Below are 18,483 nucleotides of genomic sequence, written 5' to 3'. Positions count from 1 at the left end.
CACAAGGGCAGGTAATCGGATCGCTGCCGTCTGGCGTTGCGCCGACCGAGGGGAAGGTTGGAATGGGCAAGCACAAACCACCGCGTTCGGCGACTCTCAGCGATATTGCCGCGGCGGCGGGCGTTTCCGTCGGCACCGTGTCGAAAGCGCTCAACGCTAAGGTCGGTGTCAGCCCTGCCAACCGCGAGCGAATCATGCGGGCGGTGGAGGCCGTCGGCTATCGCAAGTCGGACGGGCGCCCCCGACAATCGACCGGTCTCGGCACGGCAACCATCGTCACCTACGATCGATATGTCGGAAACGACAGTTTCTACGGCGAGATCCTGCGCGGCATCACCGAGGAGGCCGAGCGCATCGGCTTGGGGCTCTGCGTCGAGATGCTGTTCCACGGCGAACCGACACCCGATCCGTCTAGCCTGTTTCGTCGCGGCTTGCCGGAGAGCGTCATCATGATGGGGCTCGACCAGCCGGTGCTGGTCGATGCCGTCGCGGCCATCGGTTGCCCGGCGGTGATCATCAACGGCATGGATCCCGCCATGCGGATCGACAGCGTTTCGCCCGACTATCACTTCGGCGGCTGGGCGGCGGCGCGGCATCTCCTCGACATGGGGCACAGGAACCTGCTGCACGTCACCCATCCGTTCCGCGAATCCCTCACGCTTCGCCTTGAGGGATTCCGCAAGGCGCTCGAGCGGTCTGGCATTGCTTTCGATGCCGACCGCCATCTGCTCGACACCGACGACGCCGGGCTGACCAGCACCGGTGCGCAGCAGGCGGTCACGAGGCTCATCGAGAGCGGCAAATTCGAGGCGACGGCGCTTTGCTGCGTGTCTGACATGCTGGCCATCGGCGCCATGCGAGCAGTGCTCGCCGCCGGTTACCGGGTGCCTGAGGACGTGTCGATCACCGGGTTCGACGACCTTCCCATCAGCGCGCATTGCGAGATTCCGCTCACGACGTTCCACATCGAACGGGCCGAAATGGGGCGGGCAGCGGTGCATATGCTGATCGAGGGCGCGGCCAACCCGCTCCGCAACGGTCGCCGGCTCAGCCTCGGCGTCCAGCTGGTGGAACGGGCCTCCGTGGCAGCGCCACCCCGCTGAATTCCTCATTTGCCGATCCTCACGAGGATGCGATCCTCGAAGGGAATGGCAACGCGATAGAGCGTTTCCGGCCATGCCAGGCGCAGCCGCGGATCGGATATGGCAATCGCCTCGACCGTTGCCGCTCCTCCACCCTCAACCTCGATCGTGCCGAGGCCAGGCAGTATCAACTCGCCCGCTGCGATTTCCGGACACCGCGCCAGCATGAGATGCAGTGTCGCGGGACCGCTCGGCGACCTCACGTCTTCGATCTCGATATGCTCGCCCTTGACGAAGCGGACGGTTCGGCGCGCCGTCGTCACGCCGGCCGCTGGCGGAAAGGCGCCGGCGAGGTCCATCGAGACACGGCTTTCTCTCTCGCCCGGCGCGAAGACCACGTCGCGGGCGCCATAGGCGGCGCCGTAGCCTTCCTCGGCTCCGCCGAAAAGCGGCAGGTTGTGATAGGCCGCCCGGATGGTCCAGATTTCGTGACGGGCGGCGGAGAAGGTCTTGGCCGTATAGGTTTCCACGCCGACGTCGATGAGCAAGGGGGCGCCGTTCTTGAACAGGATCAGCGAGCCGGCATCGGCGTGGCCGTGGCTGTCGCCGTTGTCGCCGGCCTTGACGGCAAGGTCGAAGGTGGCGTCGCGCAGGACGAACAGCCCGACGCTGGGATAGTGGATGTCCTTTTGCGCCTGTGGCGCGGCCGGGCGATGGGCGGCGATCCGTTCGGTGGCGAACGCTGACTGTAGCCGGTAATAGAGATTGATCTCGTCGGGCAGGTCGCGATCGGTCGATGTCGCCCAGTCGGCCGCGGCGAAGTCGGCTAGGCGATCCGAGCCTACGGCGAGGCCGAACAGATATTCGCGGGCGCCGGCCTGACCGGCCAGTGGCGAGCAGTCGGCGAAGTTGAAGTAGTAGGCGCCGCGCGCGTGGATGTTGACGATATACTCCGCGATGTTGCGGATCTTGTCGGAGCGGGTCGCCGCCGCAAAAGCCCCGCCCGTAACACTGTTCAGGATGTCCATGGCGTTGAACAGGCAGAGGCCCGCGTGGCGATAGTATTGCGCGCCCTCCTCGCAGCAGCCGTCGTCCGCGTAGTCCTTCAGGAATGCGTCGAGGCCCTCGGCGGCTTTGATCACCACCTGACGGCGCAGATCGGGCGGGTAGTCGCCGGTCATTGTGGCGAGCAGAACGTTCTGGGTGCACCAGACCGTCCAGTTGCACATCGGCTCGTCGCCATGGCCCATCCACCAAAAGTGACGGCCGAGGTAGGGAGTGAAAATGCGCGCGTTGATTTCGCGGCGGATGCGCGCCCGGATCAGCGGGCTGACGGCGTCGAGTTCGGCGCCGAGCAGGTGATCGATGACTGCCAGTTGCGCGCCGGTCTCGCAGGCGAACAGGTCAAGGACTGGCGTGTCGACATCCGGCAAGATGGTCGTCGGCGTGTCGCGAACCAGCGTGTTGTGAGCTGGAAGCTGCCAGCCGCTTTCTTCGCAGAGAGCGAAAATGCCGTCGATGACCAGATCGAGAAAGCGACCGTCGTGGGCAACGCATTCGGCCATGACCGCGGCGTTGAGGGTTCGTCGCCGCGTGAGGTAGATCGCTTCGAAGCGCGCGCGGTCGCCGTTGCGGCGGAAATCCATATAGGCGGAGGCGGGAAGCGGCGGAAAGGTGGTATCGCCCTGGCTTTCGCCGCGCGCCATCAGGGCGTTGCGAACATCGGCCGGCAGACAATGCCACGCCGCACGATCCCCCGCCGACGGCGCCGGAACGAAACGGTCGATCGTCGGCGGCAGATTGGCCAGGCATTCGACGAACATGATGCTCTCCCCCGTCCTCTTCCGAAGCGGCGTCTCCGCTCCCCTGTCGCTTGAGTCTGAATGTTTTCCAATATGAGGAAAAAGAAACAAAATTGGAAAGATGGAAAATATGCGTATTTTTTCGATTGCGTTTCGACGTTTTGTGGAGTTTACACTCGTCTAGACGTGGCGAGAATATCGCGATGTGGAGATCGTCGCCATGCCCAGCCTATCCGTTGGAGAGGTGCCACGGATGGGTGGAAAGTGGAAATTTCTGGAAAATTTCCACTGGGTCAGTTGACACGAAACGGAAAAGATTCTCGGGGAGGAAGCAATGGCGGTCACCGCTCCAGTTCGCAAGCCGCGCCCCATGACGGCCGCTCGCCGGCGGTTGCGCAACAATGTGGTCGCCTACAGCTTCATTGCTCCGAATTTCGTCGGCTTTGCCGTGTTCACGCTCGGGCCGATCCTGTTCGCCTTCGCGCTGGCCTTCATGGAGTGGGACGGTTCGAACGAGATGACGTTTGCCGGGCTCAGAAACTTCTGGCGCCTGTTCTCCGACGATGTATTCCAGACCGCGCTCTGGAACACGCTGATCTACACGGCGGTAACCGTGCCGCTGACGCTGGTCTGTTCGCTGCTGCTGGCGGTGCTGCTCAACCAGAAGGTCTTCGGCCGCAATTTCTTTCGCACCGTCATGTTCTTCCCTTACGTCGCCTCGCTGGTCGCGGTCGCCGTGGTTTGGAACATGATCTTCAATCCGGCCATGGGCCCGTTCAACATGCTGCTGGTGGCTTTGGGCCTCGATCCGGCGCATCTGCCCGGCTGGTCGGCCGACAAGAACTGGGCGATGGTCACGGTCATCCTGTTCTCCGTGTGGAAGAACATGGGCTACTACATGGTGATCTACCTTGCCGGTCTGCAGGGCGTGAATCCCGAGCTCTACGAGGCGGCCGGCATCGACGGCGCCAACGCCTGGGACAAGTTCCGCCATGTCACCATTCCACAACTGAGCGCGACGACCTTCTTCGTCAGCATCATGCTGACCATCCAGTGCTTCAAGGTCTTCGACCAGATCTACATGTTGACGCAGGGCGGGCCGGGCACATCCACGCTGGTCCTCGTCTACCACATCTACAACGAAGCCTTCATCTCCTGGGACCTGGGATACGCCAGCATGGTCGCCCTCGTTCTGTTCCTGCTCGTTCTCATCGTCACGGTCGTCCAGTTCCGTGGCCAAAGGGACAAGTGATGGTTCGGGTCGGAGGAAACGCCATGAAAATTCTCGGTCGCAAGGTCAAGCCAGCCCGCATCCTCGTTTACGCCATCCTGATCGCAACGACTGTGACCATGCTGGTGCCCTTCGTATGGATGCTGTCGGCATCGCTGAAGCTCAGCAAGGACGTGTTCTCCTTCCCGGTGGAGTGGTTTCCCGCCGAGCCGGTGTGGCGCAACTACATCGATATCTGGACCAAGGTACCGCTGGCGCTGTTCATCTGGAACACGTCCAAGCTGACCATCATTGTGACGGCGCTGCAGCTTCTCACCTCGAGCTTTGCCGCCTATGCCTTCGCCAAACTCGACTTCAAGTACAAGAACGCGCCCTTTCTCGGCTACATCGGCACCATCGCCATGCCCTGGCAGGTCTACATGGTGCCGCAGTTCATCCTGATGCGCGAGTTCCACCTTAACAACACGCATCTGGCGCTGATCTGCCTGCAGGCCTTCACCGCCTTCGGCGTGTTCCTGATGCGGCAGTTCTACCAGAGCATTCCCGACGAACTCTGCGAGGCCGCCCGCATCGATGGCATGAACGAATACCAGATCTGGTGGAAGATCATGCTGCCGCTTTCCAAGCCCGCGCTGTCCACGCTGACGATCTTCACCTTCGTCACCACCTGGAACGACTTCCTCGGGCCGATGATCTACCTCACCAAGACCGAACTCAAGACGATCCAGATCGGCCTTCGCATGTTCATCGCCCAGTATTCGGCCGAATACGGACTGATCATGGCGGCGTCGGTCGTGACCCTGATCCCCGTTCTCATCGTCTTCCTCGCCCTGCAGCGTTTCTTCGTCGAAGGCATCGCCTCGAGCGGCCTCAAGGGCTGAGCGCAGCGAAAGGACCATCATGACCGCGTGTATTTCGCCGACGATCGACCCGGTGACGAACGAGCAGGTGGCCAGCGCGCTCGACCTTGCCGTCGATCTGGTGCGGCGCAACCTGCCCGAATTCACTCAAGCTGCCCGCAATCACTCGAGCGTCGGCAATTTCTACCCCACCTGCGCCAACGACCAGTGGACCTGCGGCTTCTGGCCTGGCCAAATCTGGCTCGCCTACGAGCGCTCCGGAGACCAAGCTTTTCTTGATGCCGCCCGCGTGCAGGTCAAGGATTTCCATCATCGCGTGGAAAATCGCATCGCGGTCGACCATCACGACATGGGCTTCCTCTATTCGCCGAGCTGCGTCGCCGCCTACAGGCTGACCGGCGACCGGCTGGCCCGCGCAGCGGCTATTCTTGCCGCCGACCGGCTCATGGATCGCTTCCAGTCGGTCGGCGGCTTCATCCAGGCATGGGGAGCCTTCGGGGCGCCGGAGAACTATCGCTTCATCATCGACTGCCTGATGAACCTGCCGCTGCTCTATTGGGCGACCGAGGAGACGGGCGACGGCCGTTACGCGGAGGTGGCCCGCATTCACACCGCTACCTGCCTCGAAAACTCCATCCGGCCGGATTTTTCGACCTATCATACCTTTTTCATGGATCCGGTGACCGGCCAGCCGTCGCACGGGGCGACCTGCCAGGGCTACAGCGACGATTCCCCTTGGACGCGCGGTCAGGCCTGGAGCATCTACGGCGTGGCGCTGGCCTACAAGATTGAGCGCACGGCGGAAAAGCGTGCGCTGTTCGACCAACTGCTCGACTTCTATTTGCACAAGCTTCCCGAGAATCTCGTTCCCTACTGGGATCTGATGTTCACCTCAGGCACCGAGGAGCCGCGCGATTCCTCGAGCGCCTCGATCGTCGCCTGCGGTCTTCTCGAAATGGCGCTTCACGTCGACGAGACGGTCGCTTCAGCCTATCGCGACCTTGCCCGACGCATGGTGGCGAGCCTCGTACGCACCTATGCCGTCACCGATCCCGCTGTTTCAAACGGCCTGGTGCTGCACGGAACCTATTCCAAGAAGACGCCCTTCAACACCTGTACGCCCGAGGGCGTCGATGAGTGCGTCATCTGGGGCGACTATTTCTACATGGAGGCGCTGACGCGCCTTTCTTCCAACTGGGTTTCCTACTGGTGAGGCATCTATCGTGAATCCCCAGGCGTTCTTCGAAGGATCCGACCGTCTGTTCATGCGCGGCGCCGCCGACCGCGACCGGATCGCTGCCTTCATGCGCGAAACCTATCCGGACGAGGTGGCTCGCCTTGTCGCCTCCGCCGACATGATCGTCGACCGTCGCTTCGTGTTCGAAGAACGATGGGACATGGAGCGCACCCACGTTCCCGAAGTCTTTCCGGGCGAGATCGACTGGCTGCATCAGCCCGGCGACGACCCGGAGTGGATCTTCGCCTTCAACCGGATGCGCTTCTGGATCACGCTCGGCCGCGCCTATGCGCTGACTGGCGACGAGCGCTACGCCGCCGCCTTTGCCGATCAGCTCACCCATTGGGTGCGGACGGTCAAGCGGGATGACCCGGCGAACGCCAAGGCATGGCGGACCATCGAGGCCGGCATCCGCATGGAATATTGGGTCAAGGCCATGGCCTGCTTTGAAGGCAGTCCGGCCATCACGTCCGAGGTGATGGAAGCTTTCGTCACCTCGATGACGGAGCACGCCGAATTCCTCATGGGTGTGTGGAACAGCTACAACCTCATGAGCAACTGGGGTGTTCTGGCGAACCACGGCCTGTTCATCGTCGGCGCCGCCGTACCGTGCCCGCGCGCCGACGACTACCGGCGCGAGGCCGCTCGCCGCCTCGCCGAGGAAGCGCGCATCCAGATCGATGACGATGGCTTCCAGTGGGAGCAGAGCCCGATGTACCACAACGAGGTAACGTCCTGTTACCTCGACGTGGTGACGCTGGCCGACCGGGGCGGCTACGAGCTGCCGGATCCGATCCGCCGTAAGACCCAAGACCTTTGCCGCGTTACTGCGCTGTCCGGCAAGCCGGATGGTCACGAGCTGTCGATGGGCGACAGCGATGACATCGACCAGCGCGACTTGGTGGTGCGCGGTGCGGTGATTTTTTCCGATCCAATGCTGAGGGCGTTTGGCGGGCCGGTCATGGATGTCGATGCTGTCTGGGATCTCGGTGCCGATGCGATCGCCGCCTATGACGCCATGCCGGCTGAGCCGCCGCGCTCGACCGACACGGCGCTTCATCACTCCGGTAACTTCTATCTCCGCGATCGCTGGGGCGAGGATGCCACGTTCGTGCATTTCCATTGCGGCACGCTCGGCGCCGGACATGGCCATTCCGACAAGCTGCACTTTGATCTGTTCGCCCGTGGCGAGGACATCCTCGTCGACGCCGGCCGCTACACCTACGTCAACAAGCCGGAGCGCTTCGAATTCAAGAACGCATCGGCCCACAATACCGTCACGGTCGATGACGAGGAAGTCTACACGCCCGTCGACAGCTGGGGTTGTTCGCGCCTGTCGCGGGCCGTCAACCGCCGTTTCGTCGCCGGGGATCGCTACGCCTATGCCGAGGGCGGGCATCTCGGCTATCAGGAGCTCGCGTCGGGCGGCGTCTTCGTCAATCGCCGGCTGTTGTTCCTGAAGCCGGATATCCTGGTGATCTGCGACGAGTTCCACACCGCGTCCGCTCACGCCTATCAGCGCTACTTCCATTTCGACAGCCGCGGCCAGGTGGCCGGCGATGGTCGCCGCTTCGCCTATGACAGCGCCAGCAACGCGGTCGATCTGCTGCTGGTCGGCGCCGCTCCGCAGGGACGACTGGTCGAGACCCGACTGTCTCGCCGTTACAACGAACTTGAAACCAATCTCACGCTGCGCGTCGACGACCACGGCATCGGCCCGCTCCACCTGTTTACCGTCATCGGGCTCAACCCGGCAGGTCGGCGCGAAACGCTGTCGGCCGAGACGGTGCCCGTGAGTTCGAACTTCAAGAGCGTGAGGTTCGACGATGCGACGATCCAAGCCCTCAACATCACCAAGGGGGAGCGGGCGTTCACGGTGGTGATCGCCCATCGCGAATACGCGAGCCCCACGGACACCTTCAACGCCGATGGCTGCACGGGCTTTGGCGAAGTCTCCGTCTTCGATCGCGGAGCCGGCGAAACAAGCGTTGGAACTATTCTCGTCCGGTAACGGGCGCTGCTGAGCAATCGGAGGACCGTCATGGCGAGCATTTCGCTTCGCGACATTCAGAAAAACTACGGTTCCCTGACCGTCGTGCATAAACTCAGCCTCGAAATCCAGGACAAGGAGTTCATTGTTCTTGTTGGACCGTCGGGGTGTGGCAAGTCGACGACCCTCAGGATGATCGCAGGGCTGGAGGAGATCACGTCCGGCGAGCTCTACATCGGGGACGCCCTCGTCAACGATCTTGAGTCCAAGGATCGCGACATCGCCATGGTGTTCCAGAACTATGCGCTCTACCCGCATATGACGGTCTACAAGAACATGGCCTTCGGTCTCGAGCTTCGGAAGGCACCCCGCGCCGAGATCGACGCCAAGGTCCGCGAGGCCGCGAGGATTCTCGACATCGAGCACCTGCTCAACCGGAAACCGAAAGCACTGTCCGGTGGCCAGCGCCAGCGCGTGGCGCTCGGGCGTGCCATGGTGCGCAATCCGGCCGTGTTTCTGCTCGACGAGCCGCTCAGTAATCTCGACGCCAAGCTGCGCGCGACGATGCGGGTCGAGATTTCAAAGCTTCACAAGAGCCTGGGCACGACTTTCATCTACGTCACCCACGATCAGGTGGAGGCGATGACCATGGCCGACCGCATTGTGGTGATGAAGGACGGCTACATCCAGCAGGTCGACACGCCGCAGAACCTTTACGACAATCCCTGCAACATGTTTGTCGCCGGCTTCATCGGCTCGCCGCAGATGAACATGCTGCCGGTACGGCTCGAGCGGGCCGCCGTCGGCTTTGCCGCCCGCTTCGGCGAGAATCTCATCCCGCTGCCCGAGCGCGCCGGTGAAGCGGTGCTGGCGCCCTGGGTTGGGCGCGACTGCATGCTCGGCATCCGGCCGGAAGACTTGCACGATGAGGCCTCCTCCTACATGAGGCAGGCGACCACAACCCCGATCAGGACGACGGTCGAACTCGCCGAGCCCATGGGATCGGAGGTTCATCTCCATCTCCTGGTCAACGGAACCAAGCTGGTGGCCAAGGTGCCGCCGCGCTGCAAGGCGCGCGACGGTGACGCAGTGACGCTCGGCATCGACACTACCAAGCTGCATCTGTTCGACGGGGAAAGCGAGAAAACCATCTTCAACTGAGGTCGAGGGAGGTCGGTATGTGGAGGTTCGGCGCCCGCCGTGGCGACGTGAAGGAGATCGACAGGAACGCGCCGCCCAGGAGGGGCGTGGCGCTTTTCGTCGAAATCTTTGCGCGTGAATGGTGGGAGCTGTTCAAACTCAATCTGCTCATGGTGCTGTTCGCCTTGCCGGTCGTCACCATCCCGGCGATGCTGGCGGCGACGACGCGCATCACGACCACGATGATCCGCGACGAGAACCATTATCTCTGGCGGGATTTTTGGGAGAGCTTCCGGCGGGAGTTCTGGCGCGCCACCCTTGTCGGCTGGATCTTCGGGGCGACTGTCGCTCTCGGCGTCGCTGCCATCGTGGTCTATGCGAGAGCCACGACTGAGGAGCCGCTTTTCGTGCTGGCGGTCGTGGTGTCGCTGTTCGGCACCATCTTGCTCCTGCTCATGGCCACACACAGTTTTACGCTGATGATGCTCACCGGTCTGCCCATCCCGCGGCTGCTCGGCACGGCGTGTCTGATGACCATGGCCGGCTTCGTGCCGGGGCTCGCTGCGCTGCTGCTCTGTGCCACGGTCTGGCTGGTCCATGTCGCCGCCTATCCGGTCAGCATCTTCATTCCGGCCACCTTTGGCTTTTCGTTTTGCGCGCTGGTGATGACCTTCCAGAGCCAGCGTGCGCTCATCCGCTACCAGTCGCTCGCCCATGGGGCGGCCGGTGCGGGAAGCATAGTTTGACAAGGGGTGCCAGCTGCATCCGAAATCGAGGGAGAGAGAGATGAAACACCTGAAAGCCTTCGCGGCGACGATGTCCGCCGTCGCCTCGGTCGCGATTGTCGGCCACGCCTTTGCCGCCGACACCGAAACCATCAAGTGGGCGCTGTGGGATTGGGATAAAACCGCCTATTATCAGCCCCTTATCGACGCCTACCAGGCCAAGCATCCGAACGTGAAGATCGACTATGTCGATCTCGGCTCGACTGACTACCAGACGATGCTGAGCACACAGCTGACCGGTGGCGCCGACGACCTTGATGTTTTGACCATCAAGGACGTCCCCGGCTATGCCACCGTGGTCCGCGCCGGTCAGCTTGAGGATCTGACCGGCTACATGAAGGACAATGCCATCGATCCGGCCGCCTATTCCGGGCTGATCGAGCAGATCACCATCAAGGACAAGGTCTACGCTCTGCCGTTCCGCAGCGATTTCTGGGTCGTCTATTACAACAAGGATCTGTTCGACAAAGCCGGCGTTCCCTATCCGTCGAACGACATGACCGTGGCGCAATATGACGAGCTGGCACGGAAGATGACCAGCGGCGCCGGCTCCGACAAGGTCTACGGCAGCATCTTCCACATCTGGCGCAGCACCGTCGAACTATTCGGTATCCTTGACGGCCAGCACACGGTCGTGGATGGCAATTACGACTTCCTGAAGCCCTGGTACGAGCGGGCGCTCAAGCTGCAGAGCGACGGCATTGTTCCGGACTATTCGATGCTGAAGACGTCAAACACCCACTATTCGGCGCCCTTCTTCAACAACACAATTGCGACGCTGCCGATGGGAACATGGTTTGCCGCGACGCAGATCACCAAGGTCAAATCCGGCGAATCCAAGTCGGTCAACTGGGGTATCGTCAAGTATCCGCATCCGGATGGCGTCAAGGCGGGCACCACCATTGCCACCATCACGTCGCTCGCCGTCAACAAGCAGTCGAGCCACAAGGAGACGGCCCTCGACTTCCTCAAGTTTGTGACGGGCCCTGAGGGCGCGACCATCGTCGCCTCGACCGGCACCATTCCTGCCGTGCGTGACGCCAAGGTGATCGACACCATCACGTCGATCGAAGGCTTCCCGAAGGACGAGAACAGCAAGGCGGCGCTCACCATCGAGAAGGGCTATCTCGAGATGCCCGTTCATCCCAAGGCGCCGCAGATCGAAGTGGCGCTCAACCGCGTCCACGATTCGATCATGACCAAGAACGAGACGGTCGAAGAGGGCATCGCCGAAATGAACAAGACGGTGGGGAACATCATCGGACAGTGACCTGTCGATGCGACAATAAAGGAAATAGGGCTTCGCGGCGGGATTTTGCCGTCGCGGCGCCTATCTGAGGATCGACAATGCCTATTCACCTGAAAATCGTTGGCGCGGACGGTGTCGCGCACGCCGAAGCCCACGGCGAGACCGAAGTCCAACTGGTCTATTCGGCCGCTTATGTGCCGGGTGATCGTATTGTCCTGCATACGGACAGAACGTCAGCGCATATCCGCGTTCGCCTGGACGATTCCGGCGCCTGTCCACTGCTGTGGCTGCCGGAGGGGAGCTTCGAATATCCGCTGCCCTTCGGCGACGCCAGGAAAGCTTTTGCCCCCTTCGCGTTTGCTGGCGAGCGGCACTTTCTCGAGGCGCGGCTCGCCACTGCCGAAGAAGTCGCAACGCGTCGCGACCTGGCGCTGAACCCATTCGACTTTATCGATAGCACTGCCTTTCCGCATGCTTCCGCCAATTCTGCGACCCGCGGCGAGGCCCTGTTCGCGGCCCGCAACGCCATCGACGGGCTGACCGCGACCGGTGGTCATGGCGAGTGGCCCTATACTAGCTGGGGAATCGGTCGCAATCCCGAAGCGGCGCTGACTGTCGCATTCGGCCGCCAAGTGCTTATCGATGAAGTGATATTATATACCCGCGCCGACTTCCCCCACGACGCTTGGTGGGAACGGGCTATCCTTTCCTTTTCCCAGGGACCCGATCTCGCGATCGATCTGAGAAAAACCGGTAGCGGTCAGCGGCTGTGCTTTCCGAAGCGACCTAGCGAATGGATACAGCTTCACCATCTCGTCAAGGCTGACGTTCCATCACCTTTCCCAGCATTAACATCAATCGTGTGCTTGGGATTGGATGTCCACCCGGATTGTAATGTGGCTGGTTAGTGCATCCCCTGTTGTCTGGTTACCGGTCAATCCGGCCAGTTCAAGATGCTGTCCTCGCGCGCCCGCCAGATCTCTTCAAGGGGCGTCTCGATGATGTCATTGGAGGCGGCGGCTTTGTCGAGTTCCTCGGCAAGGCGCTCGGCCACCAAGAATTCCTGTCCCGGGTGCAGATTGCAGGGGTCGAGGAAGAAGTGGCCATGCTCTACTTCGTGATCGCGCACGATAATGGGGCGGTCACCCGAGGCGAGGCGGATGGCGAGGTCCCAGGCCGAGATATGGGCGGCCTGTGGATCGACGCTGACCTTCAGGCGATCGAGCGGGTTCTGGGTGGGGTCCGGGACGATGGTTGCCGTCACGCCCGGCCGGCCGGCTAGTGCTTCGCTCCACACCTCGAGCGCGGAACGCTCCCTGGCCCGGATGCCCTGGTGGTCGCGGCTCTTCCATGCGGTCATCGCGGCCATGACGCCGATGATCGATTCCTTGCCCACTTTCATGCCGCGGCCGATGCCCCGGTTCTGCAGATAGGTGGCGCGCACCAGATCCTTGCTGCCTGCGACGATGCCCGATGTCGGTCCACCCAGGAATTTGTGGCCCGACCAGATCACGATGTCGGCGCCCAACGCGAGCGCGGTTGTCAGGTCATATTCCGACGCGGCGTCGACGATGACCGGAACGCCCTTGTCATGGCAGACCTTGATGAAGGTCTTGATCGGGATCTGCGCATAGTCGACGACGTGGTGCGAGATGACGAAGACGGCGGCAGCAGTGTTGTCGTTGATCGAGGCGGCGAGCTGATAGGCTGCGCTGGCCGTCGCCTGGCCCACCGACACCACCTTGGCGCCGGAAAGCCGGATCATCTGTTCGACCGGCGCGCCGAAGCTGATCATATGGCCGGCTAGGATCACCACCTCGTTTTTGACCGCGCCGGTATCGGGCAGGCGCTCGATGGCCAGAAGGTCCGATCCTGTCATGGCGGCGGCGACAGTGAGCGTGATGCCGGCGGCGCATGAGGCGGTGACGAAGCCGGCTTCGGCGCCGGTCAGGTCGGCGATGACCTTGCTGGCCTCTTTGTGCAGCGCGGCCATCTCGAAGAACTGGGGTAGCCCGCGCGTCATGGCCTCGATGGCCTGCGGGACGACGATGGAAGCGCCCAGGGCCGTCATGGTGCCGGAGACGTTGACGACCTGGCGTAGCCCCAGATCCTGGCGGATATCATTGGACACGGCAAAACCTCGACCTGATGGGGATGGGTGGGCGATCTTTGCTAGACGCAATTTCGGGCGGTAAACCGGTTCCCACTTTTCCTGGAGTTGCTTCAGTCCGGCCATTTCAGAATGCCGGCTGACGACTTGACCGGGACAGCCATGGCATTGGCCGGGCGCGGAGCGTTCAGTATCTCGGCGAGCCGCGTGGCGACCACTTCCGCCTCGCCGGGGTGCAGGTTGCAGGGATCGAGCCAGAAGACGCCCCGTTCGGCCTGATGCCCTCGCACCATGATCGGCGGCGAGCCGGCAGCCAGTGACGAGACCAGTCCGTAGGCGGTGAAGCCACTGGCGGGCAGGACGCGGATTTCCAGGCGGTCCAGGGGGTTGTCGGTGGGATCGGGCGTGATCTCGGCCTTGATGCCGTCGCGGCCGGTCAACACCGCTTGCCAGCGCTCGAGCGCGGCCTGTTCGCCAGCGCGAATTCTTCCGTGGTCGCGGACTTCCCAGGCGTCGAGCGCCGCCATGACGCCGGCGATGGTTTCCTTGCCCACCTTCATGCCACGGCCGACACCCCGGTTTTGCAGGTAGCCGGCGCGCACCAGGTCCTTGCGTCCTGCGACAATGCCGGAGGTCGGACCACCCAGGAATTTATGGCCGCTATAAATGACGAGGTCGGCCCCTTCGGCGAGAAAGCGGCGGAAGTCATATTCGGAGGCCGCATCAACAATCACCGGCACGCCCCTGTCGTGGCAGATGCCCGCGAATTCGGGCAGGGTCAGCATGCCGTAGGATATGGTGGAGTGAGCGACCACATAGAGGCCGGCGGCCGTCGCGTCGGTGATGGCATCGGCAACCTGATAGGGCTGGGTGGAACTGACGGAACCGGCAAACACAGGCCTGCCGCCTGCCAGTCGGATCGCCTGGTCGATGCTGTTGCCATAGCCGACATTATGGCCAAGCTGCACGATGACCTCGGTCTTCAGCCCGCTCGTATCGAGCGGCAGGCCCTCGATGGCCAGCAATTTCTCGCCCGCCATGCTGGCGGCCACCGCCATGACGATGCCGCCGGCGGCGGAAGCGGTGACGAAGCCCGCCTCCGCGCCGGTCAGGCGTGCGATGGTGGCGCTGGCGCGGCGCTGCAAGTCATCGATCTCGACGAATTCGGGAGCGATCTCGGCCATGGCCCGGATCGCCTCGGGAACCATGATCGAGGCGCCCAGAGCCGTCATCGTGCCGGAGACATTGATGATCGGACGCAAGCCAAGCCGTTCGCGGATCGGGACATTGCTGGGATCGTTGATGGCGGATGCCATGGTGCTCGAACCTATCTAGTTACGGAGTTCGAAGATGGCTTCGATCTCGACCGTGATGTTGTTGGGCAGCGAGGCGACGCCGATGGCCGAACGGGCGTGCTGGCCGATCTCGCCGAAGACGTCGGTGAACAGGTCCGAGCAGCCGTTGATCACGTCGGGGTGGCTGGTGAAATTGTCCACCGCGTTGACGAGGCCGAGCAGCTTGACCACCTGGCTCACCTTGCCCAGGTCACCGACCGCGTTGGCCAGCACCGACAGCAGATTGAGGCCGGTCAGTTTGGCATGCTCATAGGCGGCGGCGGTGCTGACGTCGGCGCCCACCTTGCCGGTGTACAGCGTGCCGTCGGCCTCGCGCGGGCCCTGGCCCGAAATGAAGATCAGAGAGCCGGTACGGATGAAATTTCGAAAATTGCCGATCGGCTTGGGAACAGGCAGGAGCTGCAATCCAAGCGCTTCAAGGCGCGCCGCATTTGGCATTGGTCGTCTCTTTTCATTTGGAGCAATTCCAGCAAAAACGGGGTCAAGGTCTTGCGTCCGGAATTGCGGGAAAACACAGCTCTAGTGGGCTGTCGCGCTGAACCGCGACAGGAAATTGCGAAGTCGCTCGTTGCTGGCGACTTCGGCCATCAGCGCGTCGGGCGCGCCCTGGGCCGAGACCAGCCCATCGGCCATGAAGACGATGCGGTGGCTGGCATCGCGGGCAAAGGCGATTTCGTGCGTCACCATCAACATGGTCATGCCATCCACTGCCAGCCGTCGCACCACGTCGAGTACTTCATTGACCAGTTCGGGATCGAGCGCCGACGTGATCTCGTCGAGCAGCAGGATCTTGGGATCCATCGCCACGGCGCGGGCAATGCCGACGCGCTGCTGCTGGCCGCCGGACAGTTCGGAGGGCAGGGCGTGTGCCTTGTGGGCCAGCCCGACGCGCGATAGCCAGTGCTTGGCGATTTCCTGGGCTTCCTTGACAGGCTTCTTGCGCACGCGGCGCAGGCCCAGCATCACGTTCTGTTCGGCGGTCAGGTGGGGAAACAGGTTGAAGCCCTGGAACACCATGCCGGTTTCGGCCCGCATGGCTGCGAGATCGACTTCGCCCCGCCGCTTGCGGCTGGCACTGTCGACATAGCCCACTTCGCGGCCATCGATCTGGATCGAGCCACCGTCATAGACCTCGAGAAAATTGACGCAGCGCAGCAAGGTTGTCTTGCCGCTGCCGGACGGGCCGATCACGCTGACGACTTCGCCGGCGGCAACATTGAGATCGATCGATTTCAGCACCTGGTTGCTGGCGAACGACTTGCTGAGCTTGTCGATCTGCAAAAGGTTGGTCGCGGTCATGCAACTCACTCCCGGATATATGAATAGCGCCGTTCCAAAACCTTGCTCAGGGTGGAGAGGCTATAGTTGATCGCGAAATACATCAGCGCGCCAAGGACATAGAGCGGCAGGGGCTCGTAGGTGCGGCCGATGACCTGGTTGATGGCCTGCATTAGATCGACGACGCCCAGCAGCGAAACCAGGGCGCTGCCCTTGACCGCGTCGGTCACGCCGTTCAGCCAGGGCGGCAGGAAGCGGCGCATGGCCTGGGGGAAGATGACGTAGCGCAGGCGCTGCGGGAAGATCAGGCCGATGGCCATGCCGGCTTCCATCTGGCCGCGCGGAATGGAGGTCACCGCGCCGCGCACATATTCGATGACATGGGCGGACTTGAACACGGTGAGCGCCAGCACCGCTGCCCAGAACGAGCTGAGATTGAACCCCAGCGGCGGCAGCCCGTAATAGACCACGAAGATCAGCACCAGGATTGGGATGCCTCGGATGCAGTCGCTCATGAGGCGGATCAGCCAGCGCAGCGGCCAGGGCCCGTATATCAGGCCGACGCCTAGAAGCACGCCGACGATCAGAGACAGCGTCACCACGATGGCGGACACCAGCAGCGTCACGCCGAGGCCGGTCATCAGATAGGGCAAGGAGTAGAAGATCGCGTCCATCTCAGCGCTCCACCCGGAAGCGTCGTTCAAGCAGTCTCAGCCCAAACAGGATCGCGTAGCCGGTAACGACGTAGATCACGGTGGTGACGGCGTAGACCTCGACGATGCGGAAGGTCTTGTTGTTGATCCACTGCGCGCCATAGGTGAGTTCAGGCACTGCGATCACCGAAGCGATTGACGTGTCCTTGAACAGCGAGATGAAGGTGTTGGAGAGCGCCGGCAGCGTGATGCGCGTCATGGTTGGCAAGCGCACGTAGAGCAGGCGCTGCCACGGCGTCAGTCCCATGGCCTTGCCGGCATCCAGCAGCCCCTTGGGCACGGCGTCGAGACCGGAGCGGAACACTTCGACGAGATAGGCGCCGGCATAGAGCGACAGCGTGGCGACGAAGGACACCGGTGGACTGTAGGAGATGTTGACCGCCGTCGGCAGGCCGTAGAACACCAGGTAGACCAGCAGCAACAGCGGCACGTTGCGAATGAATTCGACATAGGCCGAGATGATCGCTCGCGCGGTCCGGCCGGCCGATACGTACCAGATCGCCAGTGCCAGGCCGATGACCGCGCCAATCAGGATGGCGATGAAGGCCAGCCCAAGGCTCAACATCAGGCCGTCGAACAGCTTGTCGGAATAGCGCCAGACCTGGTTGAAGCTGAGTTGATATCCCATGCCGCCTGCCTTCACCCGTTGCGGAAACTGCCAGCCGGTGCCCGAGGGAACCGGCTGACCAAGGTGTGTTAGATCGTCGGGAAGCCGGGGGTGCGTACCGGGGCGTCCAGGCCGAAATATTCCTTGAAGGCGGCGTCGTAGAGCGCGGTCTCGTGGCCGAACATGGCGATGGAGAAGGCGGTGTCGACGAACTGCAGCCAGTCGAGATCGCCCTGGCGCAGGGCCGCGCCATAGAGCATGGCGCGCCATGACTTGCCGCTGTCGACATAGCGGTCCGGATTGCGGGCGACGAGCCACTTGACGGTGGAGAGATCCACGGCGGCGGCGTCGACGCGGCCCGCTTCCAGCGCCTGGATCACGTTGGCCTGGGTGTCGATCTGCATGACCTGGGCCTTGGGCAGCACTTCATGCACGCCTTCCTCGGCGTCGACATTCTGCAGGATGGAGACGCGAGTGTTGGCGCCGCCCGCCAGCAGCTCGTCGAACTTCTTCATCGAGCCCTTGGGGCTGGTCAGCAGCGACACGCCCTCGACATAGTAGGGGCGGGAAAAGGCGATGATCTGGGCGCGGGCGCCCGTCATGGTCATAAACTGGATCGAGATGTCGACCTTGCCGGTGACCACGTTGGGCACGCGCTGGGCGGCGTCCTGAAGCACGAATTCGATCTTGCTCTCGTCGTCGAACAGCGCCTTGGCCAGGATCTTGCCCATGGTAATATCCATGCCGACAAGTTTGCCCGCCTCATCCTCGAAGTGCCACGGCGCATTGGTGCTGCCGGTGCCGACGATAAGGTGGCCCCGATCGATGATGGTGCGCAACAGGCTGCCGCTGGCCGATTGCGCGGCCGCCTTCTGTGTACTCAAGGCGGCCAATCCGATTCCGCCGGCTACCGCGGCGGTTCCCATGCCGAGTTTTAGAAATTCCCTGCGTTTTGAAACGTCCGTCATTTTCCCCTCCATTGCGGTCCCTGATTCCGCCGAAAATTGCCTGAACGAGTTTGTCTTGTATATCGGACAACGATCC

At 62.5% G+C, this 18,483-nt stretch carries 17 protein-coding genes; 9 read left to right on the top strand and 8 right to left on the bottom strand.

Going from position 1 to position 18,483, the window contains the following annotated elements; translation table 11 throughout:
- The first annotated feature begins 62 nt into the window (after positions 1–62).
- Positions 63–1,103: a LacI family DNA-binding transcriptional regulator gene (locus AB6N07_RS21850; RefSeq protein ID WP_370675163.1), complete on the top strand. Its 1,041-nt coding sequence runs from the start codon at positions 63–65 to the stop codon at positions 1,101–1,103.
- A gap of 5 nt (positions 1,104–1,108) precedes the next feature.
- On the opposite strand, the gene AB6N07_RS21845 is transcribed toward AB6N07_RS21850, so the two are convergent.
- On the bottom strand, positions 1,109–2,905 hold the full coding sequence (locus AB6N07_RS21845) for a heparinase II/III family protein (RefSeq protein WP_370675162.1): 1,797 nt from the start codon (positions 2,903–2,905) through the stop codon (positions 1,109–1,111).
- A 313-nt stretch (positions 2,906–3,218) separates the two neighbouring features.
- Here AB6N07_RS21845 and AB6N07_RS21840 point away from each other — a divergent pair, with 313 nt between their 5' ends.
- The 8 genes from AB6N07_RS21840 (at position 3,219) to AB6N07_RS21805 (ending at position 12,284) form a co-directional block, all read left to right on the top strand.
- On the top strand, positions 3,219–4,136 hold the full coding sequence (locus tag AB6N07_RS21840; protein ID WP_370675161.1) for a carbohydrate ABC transporter permease: 918 nt from the start codon (positions 3,219–3,221) through the stop codon (positions 4,134–4,136).
- Between the two features lie 23 nt (positions 4,137–4,159).
- Positions 4,160–4,996, top strand: a complete 837-nt coding sequence (locus AB6N07_RS21835; RefSeq protein WP_370675160.1) for a carbohydrate ABC transporter permease — start codon at positions 4,160–4,162, stop codon at positions 4,994–4,996.
- Between the two features lie 19 nt (positions 4,997–5,015).
- On the top strand, positions 5,016–6,188 hold the full coding sequence (locus AB6N07_RS21830) for a glycoside hydrolase family 88 protein (RefSeq protein ID WP_370675159.1): 1,173 nt from the start codon (positions 5,016–5,018) through the stop codon (positions 6,186–6,188).
- 10 nt (positions 6,189–6,198) lie between these two features.
- Positions 6,199–8,223 (top strand): alginate lyase family protein, encoded by a 2,025-nt coding sequence (locus tag AB6N07_RS21825; protein ID WP_370675158.1) that lies wholly within the window; start codon positions 6,199–6,201, stop codon positions 8,221–8,223.
- Between the two features lie 30 nt (positions 8,224–8,253).
- Positions 8,254–9,363 (top strand): ABC transporter ATP-binding protein, encoded by a 1,110-nt coding sequence (locus tag AB6N07_RS21820; protein ID WP_370675157.1) that lies wholly within the window; start codon positions 8,254–8,256, stop codon positions 9,361–9,363.
- Between the two features lie 17 nt (positions 9,364–9,380).
- The gene (locus tag AB6N07_RS21815; protein WP_370675156.1) at positions 9,381–10,088 is read left to right on the top strand and encodes a DUF624 domain-containing protein; all 708 of its coding nucleotides are present in this window, start codon (positions 9,381–9,383) and stop codon (positions 10,086–10,088) included.
- A 40-nt stretch (positions 10,089–10,128) separates the two neighbouring features.
- On the top strand, positions 10,129–11,397 hold the full coding sequence (locus AB6N07_RS21810; protein ID WP_370675155.1) for a sugar ABC transporter substrate-binding protein: 1,269 nt from the start codon (positions 10,129–10,131) through the stop codon (positions 11,395–11,397).
- A gap of 77 nt (positions 11,398–11,474) precedes the next feature.
- Complete coding sequence (locus AB6N07_RS21805; RefSeq protein WP_370675154.1) at positions 11,475–12,284, top strand: carbohydrate-binding protein; 810 nt, start codon at positions 11,475–11,477, stop codon at positions 12,282–12,284.
- 26 nt (positions 12,285–12,310) lie between these two features.
- Here AB6N07_RS21805 and AB6N07_RS21800 read toward each other — a convergent pair whose 3' ends face one another.
- The 7 genes from AB6N07_RS21800 to AB6N07_RS21770 all read right to left on the bottom strand — a co-directional run bounded on the left by AB6N07_RS21800 (position 12,311) and on the right by AB6N07_RS21770 (position 18,407).
- The gene (locus AB6N07_RS21800; protein WP_370675153.1) at positions 12,311–13,507 is read right to left on the bottom strand and encodes an aminotransferase class V-fold PLP-dependent enzyme; all 1,197 of its coding nucleotides are present in this window, start codon (positions 13,505–13,507) and stop codon (positions 12,311–12,313) included.
- Positions 13,508–13,599: 92 nt separating this feature from the next.
- Positions 13,600–14,802 (bottom strand): aminotransferase class V-fold PLP-dependent enzyme, encoded by a 1,203-nt coding sequence (locus AB6N07_RS21795; protein ID WP_370675152.1) that lies wholly within the window; start codon positions 14,800–14,802, stop codon positions 13,600–13,602.
- Between the two features lie 15 nt (positions 14,803–14,817).
- Complete coding sequence (locus tag AB6N07_RS21790) at positions 14,818–15,279, bottom strand: RidA family protein (RefSeq protein ID WP_370675151.1); 462 nt, start codon at positions 15,277–15,279, stop codon at positions 14,818–14,820.
- Positions 15,280–15,360: 81 nt separating this feature from the next.
- Positions 15,361–16,140 carry an amino acid ABC transporter ATP-binding protein gene (locus AB6N07_RS21785; RefSeq protein WP_370675150.1) on the bottom strand — a complete coding sequence of 260 codons (780 nt, stop codon included), beginning with the start codon at positions 16,138–16,140 and terminating at the stop codon, positions 15,361–15,363.
- Positions 16,141–16,145: 5 nt separating this feature from the next.
- The gene (locus AB6N07_RS21780; RefSeq protein WP_370675149.1) at positions 16,146–16,793 is read right to left on the bottom strand and encodes an amino acid ABC transporter permease; all 648 of its coding nucleotides are present in this window, start codon (positions 16,791–16,793) and stop codon (positions 16,146–16,148) included.
- A 1-nt stretch (position 16,794) separates the two neighbouring features.
- A complete protein-coding gene (locus tag AB6N07_RS21775; RefSeq protein ID WP_370675148.1) occupies positions 16,795–17,460 on the bottom strand; it encodes an amino acid ABC transporter permease in 666 nt (221 codons plus the stop codon).
- 68 nt (positions 17,461–17,528) lie between these two features.
- On the bottom strand, positions 17,529–18,407 hold the full coding sequence (locus AB6N07_RS21770) for a transporter substrate-binding domain-containing protein (RefSeq protein ID WP_370675147.1): 879 nt from the start codon (positions 18,405–18,407) through the stop codon (positions 17,529–17,531).
- Between the last annotated feature and the right edge of the window lie 76 nt (positions 18,408–18,483).

Source organism: Pleomorphomonas sp. PLEO (genome assembly GCF_041320595.1).
In the GTDB taxonomy this organism is placed as follows: domain Bacteria; phylum Pseudomonadota; class Alphaproteobacteria; order Rhizobiales; family Pleomorphomonadaceae; genus Pleomorphomonas.
The sequence above is the reverse complement of the archived record's forward strand: the minus strand, read 5'-3'. Positions and strand labels throughout refer to the sequence as shown.